Raw genomic sequence first — 21513 nt, forward strand, 5'->3', positions numbered from 1 at the left:
TTTAGAGGGCGGCAACCTGCTGGGGCCGCAGGCGTGTCAGCGCCGCACCCGCCAGCTCGCCGAGCCGCTCCAGGAAGTCAGTACCCATGCCGCTGTGGAAGCGTTCCGGGTCGGGTGAAGCCAGTACCAGCAGGCCCGAGACCTCCGCGCCCGTTGCCGCACGCAGCGGTATCAGGGCCATCGACAGCGCCACGGCAGGTTCGGGCAGCCAGTTGACCGCCTCGAAACCCGAATTGACGCCGCAGTACGGCGCACTCAATGAAGACGCAAAGGTTTTGGCGTCTTCACTCACATCGGTGGCGAAACTCTCATCGGAAAAGATTCCGTTAACGTCCCAGACCTTGATGGCGGCCTGGGGAATCAGGAATTCGGTGGTGATGCCTTCGACGATGGCGCCGGGCAGGTCGCGCGCCTGCGTCGCCTGCAGGAGCTTGCGCGTCCAGCGCTGCATCTTGTCGGCAATGGCCACGTTTTCCTGGCCGTGGCGGATCATGTCGACCATCCGCGTCTCCAGCCCCTTGATTTTTTCACGCAGCATGAGTGCCTGGCGCTCCTGGAGGCTGACGGCGCGGTTGCCGTGGCCGCTGGACAGCTGCACCGAAGCCAGCAACTCGGCGTGACGCTCGAAGAAATCGGGCGTGTTGGCCAGGAAATTGGCGATGTCGTCTTCGGTGATGGGGTGTTCGGTAGGGTTCATGTCGGGCATTGTAGGGAAATGGGCCGTAAATGGGCTCCCACAGTCGTTCACTTCGTGTAACTCCTTGCCCCCCGAGGGGGCCGCCCGCCTGCGGCCCGGCAAAGCCGAAAAATTGGCACACCCCTATCGGGCTCACTGCGTGTAGCCCTTTTCCCCTTGCAGGGGACGGTGCCTGCGGCCCGGCAAAGCCGGTTCCACGGCACCCTGGCTTGAAGAGGCCGATGGGCGTAACTAACGAGGCATTCCACCAGCGGGGGCCGAGGGTCCGGCTTTGCCGGCCCCAGGCGCCGCCCCCTGGAAGGGGGGAACGGGCTACACGAAGTGAGCCTGGACGGGGGTGGACTTAGATCCCGTCGGGAATCTCGATTTCGGACTCGAACACCGTGGTCGCCGGCCCGGTCATCATGACGGGTGCATCAAGCTGCCCCGGCCATTCAATGGTGAGCTGGCCGCCCCGTGTCATCACCTCTACCCGAGTATCCAGCAAGCCCCAGCGTATGCCGGCCACCACCGCCGCGCAGGCACCCGTGCCGCAGGCCAGGGTTTCACCCACGCCGCGTTCAAACACCCGAAGGCGGATCTGCCCGCGCGAAACCACCTGCATGAAACCGGCGTTCACGCGGCGTGGAAAGCGCGCATGGTTTTCAATCAGCGGGCCGTTCTGCAGCACCGGCGCAGTGTCCACGTCATCCACCAGCTGCACCGCGTGTGGGTTCCCCATCGACAAAGCTGCTATCAAAATAGTAGCTGCCTGCGCTGATTTCTCAAGGGCTAACGGCCATTTTTCCCACGAACCCTGAACCTGGGAGCGTAGCCCGGACGCGTCAAAGGGAACGCGCGTGAGCTCAAACACCGGCGCACCCATGTCCACTGTCACGCGCCCGTCGGCCTGCATGCGCGGCTCGATGACGCCGCTCAGCGTTTTGACCCTTACGACGTCTTTGGTTGTCAGGCCCTGCTCCCGCACAAAGCGCACAAAGCAGCGCGCGCCGTTGCCGCACTGCTCAACCTCGCCGCCGTCGGCGTTGTGGATCACGTATTCAAAGTCGATGCCTTCGCCGGCATCCTTGGGCGGCGGCCGTACGGTGAGGATCTGGTCGGCGCCGACGCCGAAGTGACGGTCGGCGAGGAAGCGGTATTGCGCGGTGGTCAAGCCCAGCGGCTTCTGGGTTTCGTCGAGCATGACGAAGTCGTTGCCCGCGCCTTGCATTTTGGTGAATCGGATTCGCATGGAAGGAATTATCGGTGCTGCGAAGACAGCGCTTGAAGAGGTGAATGGGTCATTTCTCGCCTGCCCACCGTTGTTTTAAAGGAATTCCGCGCAGTACGCACGATTTGTTCCGGTTCGCTGGCGAAAACCGTTCAGGACCAGCGTTCAGCGCCCGCACAACTCTGACGCCATAATTTGTGGATGCCGCGCCTTTCCCAACTGCTCCACCCCCCGCGCGACCCCGCGCCCCTTCGGCCCGCAGCCACAGTCCTGCTGCTGCGCGACACCCCGCAAGGTATTGAAGTCCTGATGACGCGGCGCTCCATGACCGCCAGTTTTGCCCCGGGGGCGTACGTTTTCCCCGGCGGCGGCATCGACCCGGCCGATGCGCAGGCGCATGCGCAATCCACACGGCGGGCCACGCAAAGCGACCTGCACCTGACGCAGGCCATCGCCGCCATCCGGGAGAGCTTTGAAGAACTCGGTGTATTGCTGGCGCGCCATGCCGACGGCAGCCATGCCACCACGGCAGATATCGCAGCACTGGACCGCAAGGCACCGTTTGCCGCGCAGTGCAAGGAGCGCGGCCTGACGCTGGCGGGCGACGAGGTGTTTGTTCTGGCGCACTGGATCACGGACCGCGACCTGCCGCGCCGCTTTGACGTGCCTTTTCTCGTTGCCCGCATGCCAGAAGGCCAGAACCCGGTGGCCGACGAGGCCGAACAGTTCGAGCCCGTCTGGGTCCGGCCGGCCGACGCACTGGCGCGGCACCTGGCGGGAGGCTTCTTCATCATCTTTCCGACCATACGCACGCTGGAGAAGTTGCAGCACTACCGTGATGTCGGTTCGGTGCTGGCGGCCTGCGCGTCTGAAGTTCCGCTCTGGACCTCCTGCCCGCGCGCCGGGATGCTGGCCGGCAAGGAGGCACGCTACATGGAGCATGAAGCGCCTTACGGCGAGCTGGCGCTGACCTGCCCGGACGGGCAGATCGTGCACCCGCTTGACTGGCAGACATCACAGCCCGTGGCTCTGCTCAAAAACGTCATGCGCCTGACGGCTCCCAACCCGGGCGTGATGACCGGGCCAGGCACCAACAGCTACCTTGTCGGTGAGCCGGGCAGCGGCTACATCGCCATCGACCCCGGCCCGGCCGATCACGAGCATCTGCAGCGGCTGTGGCGCGCGGCAGGCGGTGACATCCGCATGATTGTGTGCACCCATTCCCACCCGGACCATTCGCCCGGCGCGAGGCCGCTACAGGCCATGTGCCGCGTTGCGCCGCCCATCCTGGGCCTGCCTTCGGCACCCACGGCGCGCGCCGCCAGCACCTTCACGCCAGATCGTGCGCTATTAAATCAGGAGCATCTGACGCTTGTCAGAAAAGGGCTGGATGGGGAAATCACCCATACCCTGAAGGTACTGCATACGCCCGGCCATGCCGCCAACCATGTATGCCTGGTGCTGCTGGAGGACGGCCTGCTGTTCAGCGGTGACCACATCCTCAACGGCAGCACCACGGTGATAGATCCGCCGGACGGCAACATGAATGCCTACCTGGATTCGCTGGACGCACTCAGTGCAGCATGCGATGCGCATCAGGTCGAATTCATCGCCCCCGCGCACGGCTATGTGATCGGCGGGGCCAAAAGCACGATTGCCCAGCTCAAGGCGCACCGCCTCAAGCGCGAGGCCAAGATCATCGGCGTGATGCAGAGCCGGCCGGAGGGCACGACAGACGACTGGGTTGCGGCCGCATACGACGACGTGGATCCGCGTATCTGGCCGGTGGCCAAACGTTCACTGCTCGCGCATGTAGAGCGCATTGAGTCACAGGGATTTGCCAACCTGTAGCGCTGCGCGTCGCGTCTGCAACCCTGCCCGCCATGTCCGTCCGCCACAACGGAATACGCAGGCGGCGGCCAGTCAGCGGTGGGCTATTTTGAAACTCCGTCACTTCGGGCACACCAATTGCTAGGTTTTTGGCGGCCACGGTTTATACTTTTTTTCTCATACCTGCCGGGAATCCGGGCCACCAGCCCGCCTTTTCCGCGGGATTCTGAACTCACGCATTCAACATTCAGCGAGGTTTTTTTCATGTCTTCCATCACGACCCGACATTTCCTTCAAGGCGCCGGCATGCTGCTGGCTGGCCTGCTTTTGGCAGCCTGCGGGAAGCAGGAGCCTCCCGCACCGGCCGCTGGCGCCTCCGCACCCGCAGCAGCAGCACCCGCCCCTGCCAAGGTGTATGTCGTCGGCACGGACGCCGCGTACGTACCTTTTGAGTCGCAGAACGACAAGGGCGAGATCGTCGGCTTTGACATTGAGATCGTCAAGGCCGTGGCACAGAAAGCCGGCATTGAGGTCAAATTCCTGAACACGCCGTGGGAAGGCATCTTCAACTCGCTCAACCAGGGCGACCGCGACCTGCTGGTATCCGCCATCACCATCACGGCCGAGCGCAAGCAGACCATGGATTTTTCGACGCCCTACTTCGACGCGCAGCAGCTGATCGCCGTGAAGAAGGACTCGAAGATCGCCAAGTTCAACGACCTGAAAAAACTCAAGGTCGGCGTGCAGAACGGCACCACGGGCGATGAAGTCATCACCAAGCTGCAGGGCAAGGACAGCCCCAACATCAAGCGCTTTGAAGCAACGCCCCTGGCGCTGAAAGAACTGGAAGCCGGCGGCGTGGATGCCGTGGTGGCCGACAACGGCGTGGTGGAGCACTACGTCAACAACAACAGCGGCACCCAGTTCAAGACCATCGCCGACGCCAGCTTTGCGCCTGAGCAATACGGTCTGGCCGTGAAGAAGGGCAACACCGAGCTGCTGGAAAAACTCAACAAGGGCCTGGCGGACATCAAGGCCGATGGCACGTACGACAAGATTTACGCCCAGTACTTCGGCAAGGCCCCCGCTGCAGCCGCAACCGCTGGCACAGCATCGGCACCAGCTGCCGCCGCCTCTCCCGCCAAATAAGGCACAGGCAGGGCTGGCAACGCCCTGAAAGACAAAGCCCCGTTCACCGCTGAACGGGGCTTTTTTTATTAGTGTGAAGCCCGCCGATAAGCCGGATTCTGTGCACCGGGCCCCCTTGGAGAAGGCCCGGCGTGACCGCCATTAATCTGGGCCGGGGGTCGCCCCCGCGGCTCAATGCTACCTACCCGCCAACTCTGCGGAACCACATCAACGCTGGCCTACTTGGTATTGCTGCGCGTAGAGATTGCCCGTTTCACCCGGCCCGGGGTTGCCCCAAGGCCGACTCGTCTCTGTTGCTCTGATCCTCACCTCACGGTGGAGAGGTGTTACCTCCTACGCTGTCCTGTGCAGTCCGGACGTTCCTCCAGTGCCTGGTTTCCCAGATTGCACCAGCGGCGGTCTGGCAGGCTTCACGGGGTCTATTATCCGCCAAGCCTTTAAAATGCGGGTTGCTTGATCAACACGAGCCCCTTTCCATGATTCGCCTGACCGAACTCAAACTTCCGCTGGACCACGCGGAAGACGCCCTGCCCGCCCTGGCGGCCCAAACCCTGGGCATCGCCGCGGCCGAGCTGCAAAACGTCCACATCCACAAACGCAGCTTTGACGCGCGCAAGGCCGACCTGCTCAAGGTCTACATCGTCGACGTCACGCTGGCCGATGCTTCCCTGGAAAGCGCGCTGCTCGCGAAATTTTCCGGCAACCCGCACATCCTGCCCACGCCCGACATGGCTTACCGCAGCGTCGGCCAGGCGCCTGTCGGCCTGCCTCTGCGCCCTGTCGTCGTCGGCTTCGGGCCTTGCGGCATGTTCGCCGCGCTGCTGCTGGCGCAAATGGGTTTCAAGCCCATCGTGCTGGAGCGCGGCAAGACAGTGCGCCAGCGCACCCGCGACACCTGGGGCCTGTGGCGCAAGAACGTGCTGAACCCCGAGTCCAACGTGCAGTTCGGCGAAGGCGGCGCCGGCACCTTTTCCGACGGCAAGCTCTATAGCCAGATCAAGGACCCGCGCCACCTGGGCCGCAAGGTGATGAATGAATTCGTGAAAGCCGGCGCGCCCGCCGACATCCTGTTCGAGGCGCATCCGCACATAGGCACCTTCAAACTGGTGAAGGTGGTCGAGAACATGCGTGCGCAGATCGTCGCACTGGGCGGCGAAATCCGTTTCGAGCAGCGCGTAACTGACGTGCTGATCGAGGACGGCCGCGAGGGCAAGCAACTGCGCGGCCTCACGGTACTGGACCAGGCCACGGGCCAGAGCCACGAGATGCGCGCCGACCAGGTGGTGATGGCGCTGGGCCACAGCTCACGCGACACCTTCGCCATGCTGTACGCGCGCGGCGTGTACATCGAGGCCAAATCTTTTTCGATCGGCTTTCGGGTCGAGCACCCGCAGGGCATCATCGACCGCGCGCGCTGGGGCCGCCATGCCGGCCACCCTTCGCTGGGCGCGGCCGAATACAAGCTGGTGCACCACGCGAGCAATGGCCGCTCGGTCTACAGTTTTTGCATGTGCCCGGGCGGCACGGTGGTGGCCGCCACGTCGGAGCCTGGACGCGTGGTGACCAACGGCATGAGCCAGTACTCGCGCAACGAGCGCAATGCCAACGCCGGCATCGTGGTGGGCATAGACCCGCGCGACTACCCCGGCTTTGAAGCCGGCGACGCGCTGGCCGGCATCGCGCTGCAGCGCCAGCTCGAATCGCACGCCTTTGTGCTGGGCGGCGGCAATTACAACGCCCCGGGGCAACTGGTCGGTGATTTCCTGGCCAGCCGCCCTTCAACCGCGCTGGGCAGCATCACCCCGTCCTACAAACCGGGCGTGACCCTGGGTGACCTGTCGTCGGCCCTGCCCGCGTACGCCATCGCCGCCATGCGCGAGGCTTTTCCCGTGTTCGGCAAGAAGATCAAGGGCTTCGACACCCACGACGCGGTACTGACCGGCGTGGAAACACGCACCTCCTCGCCCATCCGCATCAGCCGCGGCGAAGACCTGCAAAGCGTCAATGTACGCGGCCTCTACCCGGCCGGCGAAGGCGCCAGCTACGCGGGCGGCATCCTGTCGGCCGGGGTGGACGGCATCAAGGTCGCCGAGGCGCTGGCGCGTAGCGTGCTGCAGGATGCTGAACGGCAGCGAGTGGCAGCATGATGGCTCACGACGATTTTCACTTTTATGAGCCGGTCAACGGCCACGGCCTGCCGCACGATCCCTTCAACGCCATGGTGGGGCCGCGGCCCATAGGCTGGATTTCTTCGCAGGACGCGAAAGGACAGCTGAACCTGGCGCCCTACAGTTTTTTCAACGCCTTCAACTACACGCCTCCAATCATCGGTTTTGCCAGCATTGGCGCCAAGGACAGCCTGCGCAACATCCGCGAAACCGGTGAGTTCGGCTGGAACCTGGCGACCCGCCCGCTGGCCGAGGCCATGAACCGCTCCTGTGCGATGGTGGCGCCCGAGGTCAATGAATTCGAGCTGGCCGGCCTCACGCCGGTAGCCTCGCAGCGCATCGCCGCGCCGCGCGTGCTGGAAAGCCCGGTGTCCTTCGAGTGCCGGCTGACGCAAATCCTGCAGCTGCAGGGCGCGGACGGCGTGCCGGTGCCCACCTGGCTGGTCCTGGGCGAGGTGGTCGGCGTGTACATTGCAAGGCATCTGCTCAAGGACGGCATTTACGACACGGCGGCCGCCGAACCGATTCTTCGCGGCGGCGGGCCGGCCGACTATTTCGCCGTCACCCCCGACAACCTCTTTCGCATGTTCAGGCCACGTTAGGCGGCCAAGGCACCCCGGCACTCCACTTTTTCACCCCATCACATGACCGACACCACCACCCCCACTCCGCGCGCCAAGCGCCCCCGCCCGGCACAGCGCACCCGGCCCGCCGGCCCGCCGCAGCAACAGCAGCGCACGCGCGAAGTCCACCCGGTGCTGGAAAAGCTGTTCGAGCTCTATCCCAAGATGTTCGGCGCGCAGTTCCTGCCACTCAAGCTGGGTGCCTTCCAGGACCTGCTGGCCGAGAACCCCGACGTTTTCAAACGCGACGAACTCAAGGTGGCACTGGGCCTGCACGCGCGTTCCACCCGCTACCTCGAATGCGTGGCAGCCGGCCATCCGCGCCACAACCTGCAGGGCGAGGCGGTGGAGCCCGTGGCGCCCGAGCACGTGCACCACGCCATCATGGAAGTCTTCCGGCGCCGCCAGGCGCGATCCAAGGAGGATTTGCGTCCCAAGGTGGTTGCCCGCCTGGTCGCGGCCATCGAAGCCTCGGGCCTGAGCCGCGACGAATACGCCGAGCGCACCCGCACGCAGGATGAGGCCGCCAACGCGCTGCTCGAAGAGGCTTTTGCCGAAATCGCGGTGCAGACCGCGAAACGCGAGGCCCTGATGCGGGCTTTTGAGGCCAGCGGCAAGACGGTGGAGCAGTTTGCCGAGATGTACGGCATGGCACCGGCGGACGTCGCCCAGGCGGTGGAACGCACGCGGCAGGCCGGCGCGGCCCAGCCTCAATAAGGCAGCGTCAGTAGAGCGAGCGGCCGAAGCGCTCGAAGCGGGGCTGCCACTTCTCGAGGATGTCGGCCGACACCAGGATGCGTTCGGCCCGGCCTATCAGCAGCTGGCGCGGCACCAGGCCGATGTAGCGCGAATCGGCGCTGTTGTCACGGTTGTCGCCCAGCATCATGAAGTGATCGGGCGGAATCGTGATCGGGCCCCAGGTGTCCTTGGCTGCCACGCCGGTCAGCCACTGGATTTCATGCTGGCCCTGGGCCGTGCTCTCTTTTACATGGGTGGCCACCAGCACGCCCACGGGGCCCGCCGGCTCCAGCGCCGTATCCAGCGCTTCATAGCGCGCCGCATGCCCGTTGATGACGAGCACCTTCGCGCGCATTTCCACGACATCACCCGGCAGTGCCACCAACCGCTTGATCAGGCGCACGCCGTCCACCGGTGAGGAAAACGTGACCACGTCGCCGCGCTGAGGGTCGGCCGTGCGCGCCAGCACCGTGTCGGTCAGCGGGACCTTGACGTTATAGGCCAGCCGGTTGACAAAAACCACGTCGCCTTCGAGCAGGTTGGGCCGCATGGAACCCGAGGGAATCGGGTTCCAGTCCGCGATGGCGGTGCGGAACAGCCCGAACAACAGCAGAAATACCAGAAAACCACGATTCTGTTTCATCCAGCTTTTCATACTCGTGCTCCCGTGAATTCCGTGCAAAAAAAAGCGCCCCTTGCGGGGCGCCTTGGATATTCAAGCCTGGCTGTTTTGCAGCGCCGCGATACGCTCTTCAATCGGCGGGTGCGTGGCAAACAGCTTGCCGATGCTGCCGGTGATGCCCATGGCTTCCACGGCCTTGGGCAGCTCGCCCGGTTGCATGCCGCCCAGGCGGGCCAGGGCGTTCATCATGGGCTGCCGCCGGCCCATCAGCTGCGCGGCACCGGCGTCGGCGCGGAATTCGCGCTGGCGCGAGAACCAGGCCACGACGATGGCGGCGGCGAAACCGAGCACGATGTCCAGCACGATGGTGCTGACGTAATAACCGATGCCGGGGCCGGAGTTGTTGTCGCTGCCGCGGCGCAGGAAGCTGTCGACGGCGTAGCCGATCACGCGCGAGAGGAAGACCACAAAGGTGTTCATCACGCCCTGGATCAGGGTCATGGTGACCATGTCGCCGTTGGCGATGTGGGCGATCTCATGGCCCAGCACGGCCTCAATTTCTTCCTTGGTCATGCCTTGCAGCAAACCGGTGGACACGGCCACGAGCGAAGAGTTCTTGAATGCGCCCGTGGCGAAGGCGTTGGGCGCGCCCTCAAAGATGCCGACTTCAGGCATGCCGATCTGGGCCTTGTCGGCCAGCTTGCGCACGGTCTCGACGATCCAGGCCTCGTCAGCGTTCTGCGCTTCGTTGATGACGCGCACGCCGGCGCTCCATTTGGCGACCGGCTTGCTGATCAACAGCGAGATGATGGCGCCGCCAAAGCCCATGATCAGCGCAAAGCCGAGGAGCGCCGTCAGGTTCAGGCCGTTGGCCGTGAGGTAGCGGTTGACGCCCAGCAGGCTGGCGACGATGCCCAGCACCGCCACGACGGCAATGTTGGTCAGGACAAACAGGAAAATACGTTTCATGGGTTCTCCGTGGGGTCGGTAAAAAAGCCCGCCTTGCGCAGGATATGAGGGCTTGCCAGCCCAGTTCAAGCTGCGCCGCAAGCCGGTGGCCGATTTCTATCTGTTGTTTGGCAGCCGTGGTGGTCGGAACACAAGGGAGTCATCATAAAAGGAAAAGTTCTCGTTCCCGGCCCACCATCCGGGCACGCCCAGCACCGGCAAGGGTGCAAAAGGCTTGCCAGCTAGTTTCTCCGTACGCAGGTCGCCGGCAATCCACCGGTCCAGATCCGCTATTGATTTGATAGCTGGTTGCGCCCGATATACATGGGCTGTAATCGCTTTTCGTGGATCAACCAGTTTTTCAAGCAAAGCGTGGCCAAACAGCACCAGCCGGGCCTGTTGCCAGAGTGGGCGCAAACCTACAAAGAGCTGCTGCCAATCCTGGACCACCAAGGCATTCCACAAGGGCTGGGGCGCCAGCAGGAAAGCGGCGTTTTCATCAAAGAGCGTGAGCGCGTCACGGACCGGGCCGCGCACCTGCTGAACACCGGCCCGCGCGATTTCTGCAGCCTGCAGCTGGTTGAGCTTCTTTTTGGTTTCAGGGAAACACATCCAGCACAGGCCGTTAAAAAAATCATGCAGGCCTTCGCGGGTGGGGCATTCGCCCGTCCTGAAAATAAAGCTCTCGTAGGCTTCACCGGCGGGCAATGCACTTTGGGGGACAAAGCGCACCGGGGCGCGCGGCCCGGCATTGAGGGCCTGGTGCAACGCAGCGCCCTCTGCTACCGCCTGGGCCACACGCTCGCCAGATTCCTGCCAGGACCGCAGCCAGGGCTGGTGCCATGCCGGAAGCGGCATCGCCGTCGCTGGTGGTAAAGCTACGGAAGCTCGCACCGGCAACTCCTAGGTACGCGACGCCTTGTTCAGGCGCTTGTCGCGCACTGCGACGGTGGACTTTCCTTCGTCCGCGATATCGAAGAGCTGGGTGGCCACCAGAAGCTTGGTCAATGTGGCGTAGCCATAGTTGCGATGGTCAAACGAAGCCTGGTTGGCAATCTGGGTACCTACAGCGCCCACGCGTGCCCAGCCTTCATCGTCGGCAGCGGCCTGGACAGCGTTGCGCAGCAGCATGACCAGCTTGGCGTCCTGCTTGAGCTGGGCCGGTGTGGCCCGAAGGGGCGCGGCGGAAACCGCCTCGCCGTCGTCACGACTGTCCGCCTGGGTACTGCCCACCGCATCATTGACGGCGATGGGACGCAGCTTGTCGAGGAACAGGAATCTCGAGCACGCATTGACGAAAGGCTCCGGTGTCTTCTGCGCGCCAAAGCCGTAAACCGCCGCGCCCTTGGCACGCAGATGCATCACCAGCGGCGTGAAGTCGGCATCCGATGAAACGATGCCGAACGCGTCGGACCGGTCGGTGTAGAGCAACTCCAGCGCATCGATCACCATGGCCATGTCGCTGGCGTTCTTGCCCTTGGTGTAATCAAACTGCTGCATGGGGCGGATGGCATGCTCATGCAGCACCTCTTCCCAGCCCTTGAGTTCGTTCTTTTTCCAGTTGCCGTAAGCGCGCCGGATGCTGGTCTCGCCGAAGGTCGACAACTCGTTGAGGATGAGGTCGATTTTGGACGCCGGCGAGTTGTCGGCGTCTATGAGCAAGGCAACGCGCGGCTTATGTTCCATCAGGGGCTTTCGGAAGCATGCAGTTTCCAAGGCAGGTTCTCACCCGAGCGCAACGGTTTGAGTTCAGCTTCGCCGAAGGCATAACTTTCGGGCGGATGCCAGCTCTCCTTCTTCAGCGTGATGCTGCCGGTGTTGCGCGGCAAGCCGTAAAAGTCGGCACCATTGAAGCTGGCAAAGGCCTCAAGCTTGTCCAGCGCGCCGGCGTCATCAAACGCTTCGGCGTAAAGCTCCATGGCAGCGTGGGCGGTGTAGCACCCTGCGCAGCCCGTTGCGTGTTCCTTGAGGTGCGCGGGATGCGGCGCGCTGTCGGTGCCGAGGAAGAAGCGGTTATTGCCGCTGGTGGCGGCCTCGACCAGCGCCAGGCGGTGGGTCTCGCGCTTGAGCACCGGCAGGCAGTAGTAATGTGGGCGAATGCCGCCGGTGAAGATCGCATTGCGGTTGTAGAGCAGGTGATGCGCGGTGACAGTCGCGCCCGTGAACTTGCCGGCATCTCGCACGTAGTGGGCGGCTTCGCGGGTGGTGATGTGCTCAAAAACGATCTTGAGCTCGGGAAAATCACGGCGCAGTGGAATGAGCTGCGTATCGATGAACACGGCTTCACGGTCGAACAGGTCGATGTCGGAGGAAGTTACCTCGCCGTGCACCAGCAGCAACAGGCCGGCTTTCTGCATGGCTTCCAGCGTCTTGTAGGTCTTGCGCAGATCAGTCACACCGGCGTCACTGTTGGTGGTGGCACCGGCCGGGTAGAGCTTGGCTGCGACCACACCAGCGTCTTTGGCGCGGGCAATTTCGTCGGGTGGCAGGTTGTCTGTGAGGTAGAGCGTCATCAGCGGCTCGAATTTCACGCCGGCGGGCACCGCGGCCTGGATGCGCTCGCGGTAGGCCACGGCCTGCGCGGCCGTAGTCACGGGCGGGCGCAGATTGGGCATGATGATGGCCCGGCCGAATTGCGCCGCCGTATGCGGCACCACGGTGTGCAGGGCCTCGCCGTCACGCACGTGCAGGTGCCAGTCATCGGGGCGCGTAATCGTCAGGGCGGAGGTCCGGGTCGAAGCGGGGGTGCTGGTGGCTGAAGTCATGGGCTGAATTGTCGCACCGCGGGGCCGGCAAAGCCGCTTTACGCCATCTGGCCGGGGCGTGGGGAGTGCGTATCCATCCTTGATTGAAAATCAGGATACGGTACGGCAGGCACGGCAGCAGGCACGGCAGCAGGCGCCAGGCAGCGCCATGAAAAAAGCCCCGCAATGCGGGGCTTTCTTGTTTCTTCTTCTTTTTGCAGTTGCGATGATTTTTCAGTGCTTCAGTGAGACAGGATCTTGTTGAGAAAGTCCTTGGTCCGCGCCTGGCGGTTCTCGGGATGGTTGAAGAACTCGTCTTTCGAGCAGTCTTCCAGGATCTTGCCGCCGACGTCCATAAAAATCACGCGGCTGCCGACCTTGCGGGCAAAGCCCATTTCGTGGGTCACCACCATCATGGTCATGCCCTCGACGGCCAAGCCCATCATGCAATCAAGCACTTCGCCCACCATTTCGGGATCGAGCGCGGAAGTGGGTTCGTCAAACAGCATGGCAATGGGGTCCATGCTGAGAGCACGGGCAATCGCCACACGCTGCTGCTGGCCGCCAGAGAGCTGGCCGGGGAACTTGTCCTTGTGCGCCATCAGGCCCACGCGGTCCAGGTACTTGAGGCCGTGTTTTTTGGCTTCATCAGGCTTGCGGCCCAGCACCTTGACCTGCGCCAGCGTCAGGTTCTCCGTCACGCTCAAATGCGGGAACAGCTCAAAATTCTGGAACACCATGCCGACGCGGCTGCGCAGCTTGGGCAGGTCGGTCTTGGGGTCGTGCACAGCCTTGCCGTCGACAAAAATCTGGCCCTTCTGGAAAGGCTCCAGCGCGTTGATGGTCTTGATGAGCGTTGACTTGCCCGAGCCCGAAGGGCCGCAGACCACAACAACTTCACCCTTCTTGATGCTGGTGGTGCAGTTGTTGAGAACCTGCACGTCACCGTACCATTTGGAAACTTCTTTCAGCTCAATCATCTTCTTCTCCAGTGTTCTCTTTGAGGTTGCGTGTTTCGGCGAACAGCGCCTCAGCGAATGATGGCGATTCTGCTGTTCAGGCGCTTGACCATATAGGACAGCCCGAAGCAGATCACGAAATAAACTACGGCGGCCAGCAGGTAAGCCTCTTCAGGGCGGCCATAAATCTTTCCGGCGGTGCTGAAACCCTTGAGCAGGTCATAAGCGCCGATGGCGTAGACGAGCGACGTATCCTGGAACAGGATGATGGTTTGCGTCAGCAGGATGGGCACCATGTTGCGGAAAGCCTGCGGCAGGATGATCAGCTTCATGTTCTGCGCGTAGCTCATGCCCAGGGCGCGCCCGGCATTGACCTGGCCGCGCGAGATGGACTGGATGCCCGCGCGCATGATTTCGCTGAAATAAGCCGCTTCAAAAGCCACGAAGGTGATGATGGCGGAGATCTCTGCGCGGTAGTTGCTGCCGCCGGGAATCAGGCCGTAAAACGACGCTGGCACCAGCAGGAAGAACCACAGGATCACCATGACCAGCGGAATGGAGCGCATGCCGTTGACATAAAACGTCGCGGGAATGGTGAGAAAGGCTTTTCCCGACAGCCGCATCAGAGCCAGCACGGTGCCGAAGATGATGCCGCCAATGGTGGCAATGATGGTCAGCTGGATGCTGAAGATAAAGCCTTTGATCACGAACTGGGAAATCATCTCCCAGTTCAGGAAGCTCATGTCGAGTCCAAGCATGTCAGTGCCCTCCGCCTGTTGAGCCGGCTACAACGAAGCCGGGGATCTGGACTTTCTTTTCAACAAAGGCCATGACCCGGTTGACCGCGAAGGCGGAAACTGCATAAAGAGCCGTCACTGCTAGGTAAATTTCAATACCGCGCGAGGTTTCTTCCTGCGCCTGCATCGCGAACATGGTGAGCTCGGCGATCGACACTGCAAAAGCCACGGAGGAATTCTTCAGGAGATTCATCGACTCGCTGGTGAGCGGCGGAATGATGATGCGAAAGGCCATCGGCAAGATGACATAGCGATAGGTCTGCAGGGTGGTAAAGCCCATGGCCATGCCGGCATAGCGTTGACCGCGGGGCAGCGCCTGAACGCCCGCCCTCACCTGCTCGGCAATACGCGCCGAGGTGAAAAAACCGAGCGCAAACACGACCAGGACAAAGCTGGGCAGGTCTTTCATCACTGGGAAAATCTTGGGGACCACGAAGTACCAGATGAAAATCTGGACCAGCAGGGGAACGTTGCGGAACAGCTCGACCCAGGCATTGGCAAAACGCACCAGCCACGGGCTGTTGGGCAAGGTGCGCAGCGTGCCGATCAACGCACCGCACAGCATGGCAATCACCCAGGATGCACCGGCAACGGACAGTGTCCAACCCCAGGCGTCAAACATCCACTGCAGGTAGGTTCGACCACTACCGTCATCATTTAAAAATACCTGCCAATCCCAAGTCATCGCGGCTCCAGCAAATGGTTGTTGTGTTGTTGTCCCATGCCACGGTAAACGAGAAACCCCGCCAGAGCAAGGCGACCGGCGGGGTTTGTCAATTTACCTGACCAGAATTACTTCTGGGCGTACTCTTCCATCGGCTTGTCGTTCGGGTTGGCCCAGGCAGCCTTGGTGCTGGCGCTCAGTGCCAGGCCAACCTTGGTGTTCTTCGGTGGGATCGGCGACAGGAACCACTTGGTCCAGAGCTTGTTCATTTCGCCGGACTTGATCATGCCCTTCACGGTGTCATCGGCCAGGCGCTTGAGCAGGGGGTCGTCCTTGCGGATCATGATGGCGATGGGCTCCACGTTGAGCACTTCACCGACGATCTTGAAGTCCGAAGGCTTCTTGGCGGTGGCGATGTTGCCGGCCAGGATGGAGCCGTCCATGACGAACGCATCAGCGCGGCCGGACTCGAGCAGCAGGAAGCTGTCGGAGTGGTCCTTGCCGAAGATTTCCTTGAACTCGACGCCGGTGGCGCGTTTGTTCTTGCGCAGCGTCTGCACGGACGTGGTACCGGTAGTGGTCGCCACGGTCTTGCCTTTCAGCTGGGCCACGGACGTGATGCCGGAGTCGGCCTTCACGGCAATGCGGACTTCTTCCACGAAGGTGGTGACGACGAAGGCCACGTCTTTCTGGCGGGTCGCGTTGTTGGTGGTGGAGCCGCACTCGATGTCGACCGTGCCGTTTTGCACGAGGGGAATGCGGTTTTGTGAGGTCACGGGCTGGTACTTGACTTCCAGCTTGCGTTCGGCGGCTTTTTCGAGGCCGGCCAGGATACGCTGGCAGATTTCAACGTGGTAGCCGGTGTATTTACCGTCGCCCAAAGTATAAGACAGCGCGCCGGAGGAGTCGCGAACGCCCATGGTGACAACGCCGGAAGCCTTGACTTTGGAGAGGGTGTCGGCAAATGCACCGCCGGTGGCGAGCAGGGCGACAGACAGAGCAACGAGCTTGAGTTTCATGGAATCTCCTGTAATGAATGAAACGGTTAGCAAACTATTCTAGAGAGATGGTACCCGGGGACAAACCTAGGTTTACCCGGCCTCTAAAAATGGGGAACGGATCGCGTGGATGGACTTTGTGGCCCTGCGGCATCAATAGCCGTTGCCGGAGTTTTCCAAAGTGGTGCACGCATAAAAGAAGTCCGGAACTATACGGTAGATGTAAGCAGTCTTTGTGCCAGTGAGGCTCAAACCACCAGACGCATCGGTTGCGTCAACTTGTCAGGCACCAGCAAGGCTTCAACTTCGGCTTGCGTCATGATGCCCAACGACTCCGCGATCTCGGCAATTGGCGCACCGGTGGCAATGGCTGTCTTGGCAATCAGCGCCGCTTTTTCATAGCCGATGATGGGGTTAAGCGCGGTGACCAGCGTGACAGATTCACGCACCCGCCTGGCCAGAAGTTCGCGGTTGGCCTCGATGCCTGCCACACAGTTTGCTTGCAATGTGAGGCACGCCTGGCTCAAATGCTCAATGCTCTTGAAGAGGCTCCACCCCATGATGGGCTCAAAGGCATTGAGCTGCAGCTGCCCGGCTTCGGAAGCCATGGTCACGGTCATATCGTTGCCGATCACTTCAAAGGCAACCTGGTTCATGACCTCTGGAATCACCGGGTTGACCTTGCCGGGCATGATGGACGAACCAGCCTGGCGCGGCGGCAGCCGGATGTCGCCAAAGCCGGCCTGCGGACCGCTTGAGAGCAGGCGCAGGTCGTTGCAGATTTTGCTGAGCTTGGTCGCCACGCGCTTGAGCACGCCGGAGAGCTGCACAAATGCACCTGTATCTTGTGTAGCCTCGATCAGGTTCGCGGCTTTTTCGACGGGGATCCCGCTTTCCTCAGCCAGGTAGCGGCAGGCCAGCTCGGCGTAATCAGCGGGTGCATTGATGCCGGTGCCGATGGCCGTGGCGCCCAGGTTGATTTCCTGGATCAGCACGCGGGCTTCGCGCAAACGCGCTTCGTCCTCGCCGATCATGACGGCGTAGGTGAGGAACTCCTGGCCCAGCGTCATAGGCACGGCGTCCTGCAGCTGGGTACGGCCGATTTTCAGGATGTCCCTGAACTCGTGCGCCTTGGCTTCAAAGCCGGCGCGCAGGATGGCCATCGAGGCCAGCAGGCGTTCAATGGCAAACCACAGGGCGATACGCACGGCCGTGGGATAAACGTCGTTGGTGCTTTGCGAGGCGTTGACATGGTCGTTCGGGTGCAGCGCGTCGTAGCGGCCCTTTTCCACGCCCATTTTTTCCAGCGCGAGGTTGGCGATCACCTCGTTGGCATTCATGTTGGTGGAGGTACCCGCGCCGCCCTGGATCACGTCAACCACGAATTCGGCATGGTGCCTTCCTGCGATCAGGTCGTCACAGGCAGCCATGATGACGGCGGCGCGTTTGGCGTCCAGCGCGCCTAGCTGCTGGTTGGTGCGTGCGGCGGCTTTTTTGACAAAACCAAGCGCGCGGATCAGGTCGGGCATCGCTGAAATGCGGGTGCCGGAGATGGGGAAATTTTCTACCGCACGCGCGGTATGGACGCCCCAATAGGCCGTCACGGGGATCTGCTTTTCGCCGAGGAAATCGTGCTCGGTGCGTGTCGCCGCGCCGGGCACGGCAACAGGGCTGGTTACGGAAGCAGTAGATGAATCAAGAAGCACGGGCCACCATCAAAATTTGAACGTCACGAACTGTAAGTTTGCAGGTTTGAAAAGACCAATGCTGTTTCGACGATCTTCTATGCGTTTTTCTTATAACCACTTAGGGTTACTACTAGTCGTCGGCTGAGAACCAGCATCCGTCAATGGGCCTGCCGCCCCGCGGGTGCCTGCCAACCCGTCAGCGTAAGGCCGGGCTGCTGCTAACGCGGCTGCCAGCCTTGTCCTTGCCGCCAGGTTGCGCCTGCAGGTAGGTCCACAGGGCCTGCGCGTGGCTTTTGGCGGACTCCTTGGACGTGGGCCGCTCACGGTACACACGCACGTCCATGGTCATTTCCAGGTTACCACCGGCGCTGACCAGCTTTTTGGCGCGCAATTCCTTTTTGACTGCGCTGAGTGGCAAAAACGCGATGCCGTGGCCTTCCAGGGCCATCGCCTTCAGGCCCTCGGCCATATCGGTTTCGTAAACCCGGTCCAGATGAATGGCCGTACTGGATTGTTTGAGGATCATGTCGACCATGCGGCCCAGGTAGGCGCCCGGCGCATACCCCAAGTATGGCAGGGGCTGGCCGGCGCGCCCCGGCAGGCTGAACTCGGGTTGACCCGCCGGATTGGCCCGCACAAAAGGCGCCAGCACTTCCTGGCCCAGCGACACCATCTCATAGCGGTCCGGATCGAGCTGAAAAGGCTGGGAGTCGTGGTGGTAGGCAATCAGCAGGTCGCAGCTGCCCTCAACCAGCCGCAACACGGCATCATGGACATTCAGGGCAATCAGCCGGCTTTTGATGGGGCCGAACTTCTCGCGCAGGCTGCTGACCCAGGCGGGAAAGAAAGTGAAAGCGAGCGTATGCGGCACCGCGAACTCAATGACGTCCTGCCCAGCGGAGGTATGGCCGCGCAGCATGGCACGGGTGGACTGCAGGCCCTGCAGCATTTCCAGCGACTGGCTGTACAGGGTTTCGCCCGCCGGCGTCAGCCGCGTGGGATAGGAACTGCGGTCTACCAGGTCGGTGCCGGCCCAGGCTTCCAGCGCCTGGATGCGCCGTGAAAACGCAGGCTGGGTGACGTGACGCAATTGGGCGGAGCGGCTGAAACTGCGGGTTTCAGCCAGGCTCACGAAATCTTCCAGCCATTTGGTTTCCATGAAGCAATTATGCGAGGCCTGAAGCATTTCGACCTACGGGGAATCCCATGGCTGCAGAGAAACCGGAAATTCCTGGCCACATGGCCAGGCGCCAGACCGTTATAAATTTAATAGCTGTTCGTCCCGTCAGTTATGGGAAAAGCCGGGATTTCACCTAAATCTCAAGCCTCAGCCGAACTCTGCTGCAACGCCCACATGCGGGCATAAGCGCCCTCCAACGCCAGCAACTGCGCATGCGTTCCGCGCTCCACGATGCGCCCGGCATCCATCACGAGGATTTCGTGCGCATCCACCACGGTGGAGAGGCGGTGCGCAATCACCAGCGTGGTTTTGTTCTGCGCGGCGGTGCGCAGCTCGGCCTGGATGGCACGCTCGTTGGCCGAATCCAGCGCCGAGGTCGCCTCGTCAAAAATCACGACCGGCGGGTTCTTGAGCAAGGTGCGGGCGATGGCCACACGCTGCTTTTCGCCACCCGACAGTTTCAGGCCGCGCTCGCCCACCATGGTCTGGTAGCCCAGCGGCGTCGAGGCGATGAAACTGTGGATGCGCGCCGCGCGTGCGGCTTCTTCCACCTCGGCATGGGTGGCGCCCGGCTTGCCGTACGCGATGTTGTATTCCACCGTGTCATTGAAAAGTACGGTGTCCTGCGGCACGATGCCAATGGACTGGCGCACGCTGGACTGGGTAACCTGCTTGATGTCCTGGCCGGCGATGGTGATGCGGCCCTGCTGGACATCGTAAAACCGGTAAAGCAGTCGCGCCAGCGTGGATTTGCCAGCGCCGGACGAACCCACAACCGCCACCGTTTTCCCCGGCGGGATCTCAAAGCTCACGTTGTGCAGAATTGGCCGCGCCGGGTCGTACGCAAAATTAACGTTCTCGAAGCGCACCGCCGGCATGCCCTCAATATGAAGCGGCTGGGCACCCGGCTGGTCGGCAATTTCGCGTTCACGCTCCATCAGCACAAACATCTTGTCAAGGTCGGTCAGGCTTTGCTTGATCTCGCGGTAAATCACCCCCAGAAATCCCAGCGGGATGTAAAGCTGGATCATGAAAGCGTTGACCATGACCAGGTCGCCCAGCGTCATGCGGCCATCGACCACGCCCTGCGTCGCGCGCCACAGCATCGCCACCAACCCGATGGCGATGATGAGCTGCTGGCCGGTGTTAAGCAGGCTCAGCGTGTTCTGGCTCTTGATGGCGGCGCGCCGGTAGCGCTGAAGGTTCTCGTCGTAGCGGGCGGCCTCGAACTCCTCATTGTTGAAATACTTGACCGTCTCGTAGTTCAGCAGCGAGTCGATGGCGCGGCTGTGGGCCGACGAATCCAGCTCATTCATGGTCTTGCGGAACTGCGTGCGCCATTCGGTCACGGTGACCGTGAAGAAGATATAGAACACCAGCGCGATACCGGTGATGCCGGCGAACCAGGCGTCGAACTTCACCGCCAGCAGCGTAAGCACCAGGGTCACTTCGATCAGCGTGGGGATGATGCTGTAAAGCGAATAGGAGATCAGCGAATGCACGCCGCGCGTGCCGCGCTCGATGTCGCGCGTCATGCCGCCGGTTTGCCGCTCCAGGTGAAAACGCAGGCTGAGCGCATGCAGGTGCCTGAACACCTCCAGCGAAATCCGCCGCGCTGCGCCTTCGGTGGCCTTGGCGAACACCAGTTCACGCAGTTCGGTAAAAAGCGTGGTCGACAGGCGCAGCAGGCCATAGGCAATCAATAGTGCCACCGGAACCACCAGCACCGCTTGCGCGTCGCCGGGCTTGAAGTTCATGGTATCAACCAGGTTCTTCAGCAAGACCGGCACACCGACGTTGGCCATCTTGGCGCCCACCATGAAGCTCAGGGCCGCCAGCACGCGCCACTTGTAATCCCACAAATAAGGGAAGAGCCGTTTCAGGGTGTCCAGGTCGGAGCGCTGGGGCGCTGGCGTTTTGCCGGTACTCACAGCGGTCGCAACTGCCGGCACGGCAAGGGAAGAATCAGCAGCGGAAGCTCGGGAGCGCATGAGGGACAATCGTGGGGGTTGTTGTAATAACTTTTGACTTTTCAGATTGTGCCTATGTCTACCGAATCAAGCACCCCTACGGACATTCACGCCGAGGATGCCCTCAACGTCCAGCTGCCCACCGACAAGGAGCTGGTGCTCAAGGTCATTCCCATGCCGGCCGACTGCAACGCAAACGGCGACATCTTCGGCGGCTGGGTCATGGCGCAGGTCGACCTGGCCGGATCCGTCGTACCGGCCCGCCATGTCGACGGCCGCCTGGCCACCGTAGCGGTCAATCAGTTCATCTTCAAGCAGCCGGTGCGCGTCGGCGACATCCTCTCGTTTTTTGCCGGCGTCACCCGGATTGGCACCACCTCCATCACCGTGCAGGTCGAGGTCTATGCCGAGCGCTTTCGCGCGCAGGGCCGCTACATCAAGGTCACCGAAGCGAGCCTGACTTATGTAGCCATCGATGATTTCGGCAAGCCGCGCAAGATTGCCAGGAACTGAGCACGTTGCGGTTGC

20 protein-coding genes and 1 other RNA gene are annotated in these 21513 nt (G+C 62.1%); 6 read left to right on the forward strand and 15 right to left on the reverse strand.

Annotated elements, in window-relative coordinates:
- Position 1 precedes the first annotated feature (1 nt).
- Positions 2 to 697 (reverse strand): DUF484 family protein, encoded by a 696-nt coding sequence (locus ACQ4MS_RS05650; RefSeq protein WP_431098301.1) that lies wholly within the window; start codon positions 695 to 697, stop codon positions 2 to 4.
- A 343-nt stretch (positions 698 to 1040) separates the two neighbouring features.
- Complete coding sequence (gene dapF, locus ACQ4MS_RS05655) at positions 1041 to 1928, reverse strand: diaminopimelate epimerase (RefSeq protein ID WP_431098302.1); 888 nt, start codon at positions 1926 to 1928, stop codon at positions 1041 to 1043.
- A 180-nt stretch (positions 1929 to 2108) separates the two neighbouring features.
- Here dapF and ACQ4MS_RS05660 point away from each other — a divergent pair, with 180 nt between their 5' ends.
- Together ACQ4MS_RS05660 and ACQ4MS_RS05665 are read left to right on the forward strand one after the other, a co-directional pair.
- Positions 2109 to 3758, forward strand: a complete 1650-nt coding sequence (locus tag ACQ4MS_RS05660; protein WP_431098303.1) for an MBL fold metallo-hydrolase — start codon at positions 2109 to 2111, stop codon at positions 3756 to 3758.
- A gap of 243 nt (positions 3759 to 4001) precedes the next feature.
- Entirely contained in the window at positions 4002 to 4886 is an 885-nt protein-coding gene (locus ACQ4MS_RS05665; protein WP_431098304.1) for a basic amino acid ABC transporter substrate-binding protein, read from the forward strand.
- Between the two features lie 71 nt (positions 4887 to 4957).
- Here ACQ4MS_RS05665 and rnpB read toward each other — a convergent pair.
- Positions 4958 to 5298, reverse strand: an RNA gene (gene rnpB / locus ACQ4MS_RS05670) — RNase P RNA component class A.
- A gap of 64 nt (positions 5299 to 5362) precedes the next feature.
- Between rnpB and ACQ4MS_RS05675 the strand changes: the two genes are divergently transcribed.
- The 3 genes from ACQ4MS_RS05675 to ACQ4MS_RS05685 are packed head-to-tail and all read left to right on the forward strand — an operon-like array spanning position 5363 to position 8394.
- Positions 5363 to 7033: an NAD(P)/FAD-dependent oxidoreductase gene (locus ACQ4MS_RS05675; RefSeq protein WP_431098305.1), complete on the forward strand. Its 1671-nt coding sequence runs from the start codon at positions 5363 to 5365 to the stop codon at positions 7031 to 7033.
- Positions 7030 to 7656 carry a flavin reductase family protein gene (locus tag ACQ4MS_RS05680; protein WP_431098306.1) on the forward strand — a complete coding sequence of 209 codons (627 nt, stop codon included), beginning with the start codon at positions 7030 to 7032 and terminating at the stop codon, positions 7654 to 7656. The genes ACQ4MS_RS05675 and ACQ4MS_RS05680 overlap by 4 nt, the downstream gene beginning before the upstream one ends.
- A gap of 42 nt (positions 7657 to 7698) precedes the next feature.
- Positions 7699 to 8394: a ProQ/FINO family protein gene (locus ACQ4MS_RS05685; protein ID WP_431098307.1), complete on the forward strand. Its 696-nt coding sequence runs from the start codon at positions 7699 to 7701 to the stop codon at positions 8392 to 8394.
- 7 nt (positions 8395 to 8401) lie between these two features.
- On the opposite strand, the gene lepB is transcribed toward ACQ4MS_RS05685, so the two are convergent.
- From lepB to ACQ4MS_RS05745, 12 genes are all read right to left on the reverse strand, one after another.
- Entirely contained in the window at positions 8402 to 9070 is a 669-nt protein-coding gene (gene lepB / locus ACQ4MS_RS05690) for a signal peptidase I (RefSeq protein ID WP_431098309.1), read from the reverse strand.
- 60 nt (positions 9071 to 9130) lie between these two features.
- Positions 9131 to 10006: a protease HtpX gene (gene htpX, locus ACQ4MS_RS05695; RefSeq protein WP_431098310.1), complete on the reverse strand. Its 876-nt coding sequence runs from the start codon at positions 10004 to 10006 to the stop codon at positions 9131 to 9133.
- Positions 10007 to 10102: 96 nt separating this feature from the next.
- On the reverse strand, positions 10103 to 10843 hold the full coding sequence (locus ACQ4MS_RS05700) for a DUF3025 domain-containing protein (RefSeq protein ID WP_431099541.1): 741 nt from the start codon (positions 10841 to 10843) through the stop codon (positions 10103 to 10105).
- 45 nt (positions 10844 to 10888) lie between these two features.
- Positions 10889 to 11671 carry an NYN domain-containing protein gene (locus ACQ4MS_RS05705; protein WP_431098312.1) on the reverse strand — a complete coding sequence of 261 codons (783 nt, stop codon included), beginning with the start codon at positions 11669 to 11671 and terminating at the stop codon, positions 10889 to 10891.
- Positions 11671 to 12750, reverse strand: a complete 1080-nt coding sequence (gene pyrC / locus ACQ4MS_RS05710) for a dihydroorotase (protein WP_431098313.1) — start codon at positions 12748 to 12750, stop codon at positions 11671 to 11673. The genes ACQ4MS_RS05705 and pyrC overlap by 1 nt, the downstream gene beginning before the upstream one ends.
- Before the next feature lie 221 nt (positions 12751 to 12971).
- Complete coding sequence (locus ACQ4MS_RS05715; RefSeq protein WP_431098314.1) at positions 12972 to 13709, reverse strand: amino acid ABC transporter ATP-binding protein; 738 nt, start codon at positions 13707 to 13709, stop codon at positions 12972 to 12974.
- A gap of 50 nt (positions 13710 to 13759) precedes the next feature.
- Positions 13760 to 14446: an amino acid ABC transporter permease gene (locus ACQ4MS_RS05720; RefSeq protein ID WP_431098315.1), complete on the reverse strand. Its 687-nt coding sequence runs from the start codon at positions 14444 to 14446 to the stop codon at positions 13760 to 13762.
- A 1-nt stretch (position 14447) separates the two neighbouring features.
- Positions 14448 to 15170: an amino acid ABC transporter permease gene (locus ACQ4MS_RS05725; RefSeq protein WP_431098316.1), complete on the reverse strand. Its 723-nt coding sequence runs from the start codon at positions 15168 to 15170 to the stop codon at positions 14448 to 14450.
- Positions 15171 to 15277: 107 nt separating this feature from the next.
- Complete coding sequence (locus ACQ4MS_RS05730) at positions 15278 to 16168, reverse strand: transporter substrate-binding domain-containing protein (RefSeq protein WP_431098318.1); 891 nt, start codon at positions 16166 to 16168, stop codon at positions 15278 to 15280.
- A gap of 227 nt (positions 16169 to 16395) precedes the next feature.
- On the reverse strand, positions 16396 to 17808 hold the full coding sequence (locus ACQ4MS_RS05735; RefSeq protein ID WP_431099542.1) for an aspartate ammonia-lyase: 1413 nt from the start codon (positions 17806 to 17808) through the stop codon (positions 16396 to 16398).
- A 223-nt stretch (positions 17809 to 18031) separates the two neighbouring features.
- On the reverse strand, positions 18032 to 18994 hold the full coding sequence (locus ACQ4MS_RS05740; protein ID WP_431098319.1) for a LysR substrate-binding domain-containing protein: 963 nt from the start codon (positions 18992 to 18994) through the stop codon (positions 18032 to 18034).
- Between the two features lie 161 nt (positions 18995 to 19155).
- Positions 19156 to 21006, reverse strand: a complete 1851-nt coding sequence (locus ACQ4MS_RS05745; protein ID WP_431098320.1) for an ABCB family ABC transporter ATP-binding protein/permease — start codon at positions 21004 to 21006, stop codon at positions 19156 to 19158.
- A 54-nt stretch (positions 21007 to 21060) separates the two neighbouring features.
- Between ACQ4MS_RS05745 and ACQ4MS_RS05750 the strand changes: the two genes are divergently transcribed.
- Positions 21061 to 21498 (forward strand): acyl-CoA thioesterase, encoded by a 438-nt coding sequence (locus ACQ4MS_RS05750; RefSeq protein ID WP_431098322.1) that lies wholly within the window; start codon positions 21061 to 21063, stop codon positions 21496 to 21498.
- Positions 21499 to 21513: the final 15 nt, after the last annotated feature.

This window comes from Polaromonas aquatica (assembly GCF_050626995.1).
In the GTDB taxonomy this organism is placed as follows: Bacteria; Pseudomonadota; Gammaproteobacteria; order Burkholderiales; family Burkholderiaceae_C; genus Polaromonas; species Polaromonas aquatica_A.